This is a genomic window from Faecalimonas hominis, from assembly GCF_054660755.1.
In genome coordinates this window covers 1-2,939 of record NZ_BAAHSH010000077.1, presented here as the reverse complement: position 1 = coordinate 2,939, position 2,939 = coordinate 1, and the positions used below count along the sequence as shown (strand labels likewise).

Below are 2,939 nucleotides of genomic sequence, written 5' to 3'. Positions count from 1 at the left end.
CTTTTCTTCATAGTCTCAGTAAAATCGAACTTTACTACGTCCCCTTTCACAGTTTCGTCACAAAAAAGAACTATTGCCATACCGGAGTATTTGCAATAGTTCTCTGTTCGTTCTATTTATTCTCGATGTAATTTCTTACAGTTTAACCGGATTTAATTTTACTCCAGGTCCCATTGTAGATGTTAAAGTTACACTTCTTAAGTACTGTCCTTTAACAGCCGCTGGTTTTGCTTTGTTGATTGCATCGATAAGCGTCTGGAAGTTGTCCGCTAATTGTTCTTCTGTGAAAGAAGCTTTTCCAACTGGCACGTGGATAATGTTTGTTTTGTCCAATCTGTACTCAATCTTACCTGCTTTGATGTCGTTGATTGCTTTTGTAACGTCCATTGTAACTGTACCTGCTTTTGGGTTTGGCATTAAACCTTTTGGTCCAAGTACACGTCCAAGACGACCTACAACACCCATCATGTCCGGTGTAGCAACTACTACATCGAATTCAAACCAGTTTTCGTTCTGAATTTTTGGAATTAAATCTTCTGCTCCTACGTAATCTGCTCCTGCTGCTTTTGCTTCTTCTGCTTTAGCGTCTTTTGCAAATACTAAGATACGAACTGTTTTACCTGTTCCGTGTGGTAATACTACAGCACCACGGATCTGCTGGTCTGCGTGACGTCCGTCACAACCTGTTCTGATGTGTGCCTCGATTGTCTCATCGAATTTTGCAACTGCTGATTTTTTTACTAATGCGATAGCTTCTTCTTTGTCATAAAGGTTTCCTCTATCGATTAATTTAGCAGCTTCTGTATATTTCTTTCCTCTTTTCATTTCAAATAACCTCCTAGTGGTAATATCGGGAGCGAGCCCTCCCACATTCTATGTTTACAATTATTCTGTTACTGTTACACCCATGCTTCGACAAGTACCTGCTACCATACTGATTGCCGCTTCAATTGTAGCAGCGTTTAAGTCCGGCATTTTCATCTCAGCGATTTCCTGTACCTGCGCTTTTGTAATTGTAGCAACTTTGTTTTTATTTGGAACACCTGAACCTGATTTAATGTTGCAGGCTTTCTTGATAAGAACTGCTGCAGGCGGTGTTTTTGTTACAAAACTGAAACTTCTGTCATTGTAAACTGTGATAACAACAGGGATAATTAAGTCACCCTGATCTGCTGTTTTTGCATTGAACTGTTTTGTAAATTCAACGATATTTACACCGTGCTGACCTAAAGCAGGACCAACAGGTGGTGCTGGAGTTGCCTTTCCAGCAGGAATCTGCAATTTAATATAACCTTGTACTTTTTTTGCCATGTTTGTGTACCTCCTTGTGGTATTTGCGGGGATTTCCCTCCCACTTATTCTTGTTACATTTTCTTAACTTCTTTAAAACTAATTTCAACTGGTGTTTCACGACCAAATAACTCAACATTGATAGTCAGACTCTGTTTCTGAGCATTCATTGCCTGAATGACTCCGACTGTTCCTTCCCATGCTCCAGCGGTAACCGTAACTGTATCGCCTTCTTCAAAGTCAACAACAATCTCTTCTTTCTGGATACCTAACGGAGCCATCTCCTCGTCTGTAAGAGGAACCGGTTTTGACCCCGGGCCAACAAATCCTGTTACCCCTCGTGTGTTTCTCACAACGTACCATGTATCATCATTCATAATCATATGAATCATAACGTATCCCGGAAACATTTTCTTGGAAACCGCTTTCTGTACCCCGTTCTTCAGTTCCACTACATCTTGCATTGGGACTCTTACTTCTAAAATCTGGTCTTCCAGGTGTCTGTTTTCAATTGTCTTATCAATGTTTGCTTTTACTTTGTTTTCATACCCTGAATAAGTATGAACTACATACCATTTTGCCTCTGACATAAAAACTCACCTTTCATTATTATTAACAGTTATTATTTAATCAAGAAATCGACTCCGTATTTTACGATTACATCAATTACTGAAATTAATGCTGCCAACAATACCGAAACGGCAACAACCGCTGTTGTCTCTTTTGCAAGTGTTTTTTTGTCTGGCCAAATAATTTTCTTAAATTCCGCTTTAAGACCTTTGAACCAGCTCTTCTTCTGAGCCTTTTCTTTACTAGACTTTTCGCCCATACTGTCACGTCCTTTCACAAACGATTATTTCGTTTCTTTGTGTAATGTGTGTGTTCTACAGAACTTGCAGTATTTCTTTGTTTCCATACGATCAGGATGTGTTTTCTTATCCTTTGTCATATTGTAGTTACGTTGTTTACATTCTGTACATGCCAATGTTATTCTTGTGCGCACAACTTCCACCTCGCTTTTTATATTCTTGTTTCATAGTTACTGGTAGTTTGCGAGACTACCTAATTTTAGGCATAAAAAAAAGACCTACTTCCATTCGCCTGTTTAGTTTATCACACAGACGAATGCTCGTCAAGTCTTATTCTTTGTTTTTCATAGGCATATCCCCTATATTTTTTCTTTTTTTGTCTGAATTTTTGTAAAGAAATAAATATATTTAAAACCGATTAAAATAAGGATAAAAATTCTCCCATATATATTCTGCATCATTATCATGGCGATAATAAGCATAAAAGATGCAGGAAGTAAAATACACCACTTTGTTTTCAATGTCATGCTTCTGTCTTTTACAAAACTATCCAAATGTTTCTTATACAATTGTGTTCCCGTAAACCAATTATGAAAACGTTTAGAACCTTTTGCAAAACAAAAAGATGACACGAGAAGAAATGGCGTTGTCGGTAAAACCGGAAGAATAACGCCCAAACCGCCGATTGCCATTGTTACAAAACCGATAGTAATCCAAATAAATTTCATGTTTACCTCCAAGTAATTCAAAACCATTTTATGTTAGTTCATTCTAACTTTAATGTACCAAAAAGTCAAAAAAAAAATTCAGCCTGATTTCTCAGTATAAACCATTTTTGAT

Annotated in this window: 6 protein-coding genes; all 6 read right to left on the bottom strand. The window is 37.6% G+C overall.

All coding sequences use genetic code 11. The annotated features are described in order from the left end of the window. Positions 1-135: 135 nt before the first annotated feature. The 6 genes from rplA to ACYQ35_RS11365 all read right to left on the bottom strand — a co-directional run bounded on the left by rplA (position 136) and on the right by ACYQ35_RS11365 (position 2,827). A complete protein-coding gene (gene rplA, locus ACYQ35_RS11390) occupies positions 136-825 on the bottom strand; it encodes a 50S ribosomal protein L1 (protein ID WP_009461614.1) in 690 nt (229 codons plus the stop codon). Between the two features lie 60 nt (positions 826-885). Continuing rightward, on the bottom strand, positions 886-1,311 hold the full coding sequence (gene rplK / locus ACYQ35_RS11385) for a 50S ribosomal protein L11 (RefSeq protein ID WP_009461615.1): 426 nt from the start codon (positions 1,309-1,311) through the stop codon (positions 886-888). Positions 1,312-1,364: 53 nt separating this feature from the next. Next, the gene (gene nusG / locus ACYQ35_RS11380; protein ID WP_009461616.1) at positions 1,365-1,880 is read right to left on the bottom strand and encodes a transcription termination/antitermination protein NusG; all 516 of its coding nucleotides are present in this window, start codon (positions 1,878-1,880) and stop codon (positions 1,365-1,367) included. 32 nt (positions 1,881-1,912) lie between these two features. Further along, positions 1,913-2,119: a preprotein translocase subunit SecE gene (gene secE / locus ACYQ35_RS11375; protein WP_009461617.1), complete on the bottom strand. Its 207-nt coding sequence runs from the start codon at positions 2,117-2,119 to the stop codon at positions 1,913-1,915. 24 nt (positions 2,120-2,143) lie between these two features. Then, positions 2,144-2,293 carry a 50S ribosomal protein L33 gene (gene rpmG / locus ACYQ35_RS11370; RefSeq protein WP_084667662.1) on the bottom strand — a complete coding sequence of 50 codons (150 nt, stop codon included), beginning with the start codon at positions 2,291-2,293 and terminating at the stop codon, positions 2,144-2,146. A 165-nt stretch (positions 2,294-2,458) separates the two neighbouring features. Then, complete coding sequence (locus tag ACYQ35_RS11365; protein ID WP_459833650.1) at positions 2,459-2,827, bottom strand: YbaN family protein; 369 nt, start codon at positions 2,825-2,827, stop codon at positions 2,459-2,461. Positions 2,828-2,939 lie beyond the last annotated feature (112 nt).

What these genes read in the sequence shown, in the direction of transcription:
- rplA (WP_009461614.1), bottom strand. Translation starts at nt 825, where the DNA reads ATGAAAAGAGGAAAGAAATATACAGAAGCTGCTAAATTAATCGATAGA.
- rplK (WP_009461615.1), bottom strand. Translation starts at nt 1,311, where the DNA reads ATGGCAAAAAAAGTACAAGGTTATATTAAATTGCAGATTCCTGCTGGA.
- nusG (WP_009461616.1), bottom strand. Translation starts at nt 1,880, where the DNA reads ATGTCAGAGGCAAAATGGTATGTAGTTCATACTTATTCAGGGTATGAA.
- secE (WP_009461617.1), bottom strand. Translation starts at nt 2,119, where the DNA reads ATGGGCGAAAAGTCTAGTAAAGAAAAGGCTCAGAAGAAGAGCTGGTTC.
- ACYQ35_RS11365 (WP_459833650.1), bottom strand. Translation starts at nt 2,827, where the DNA reads ATGAAATTTATTTGGATTACTATCGGTTTTGTAACAATGGCAATCGGC.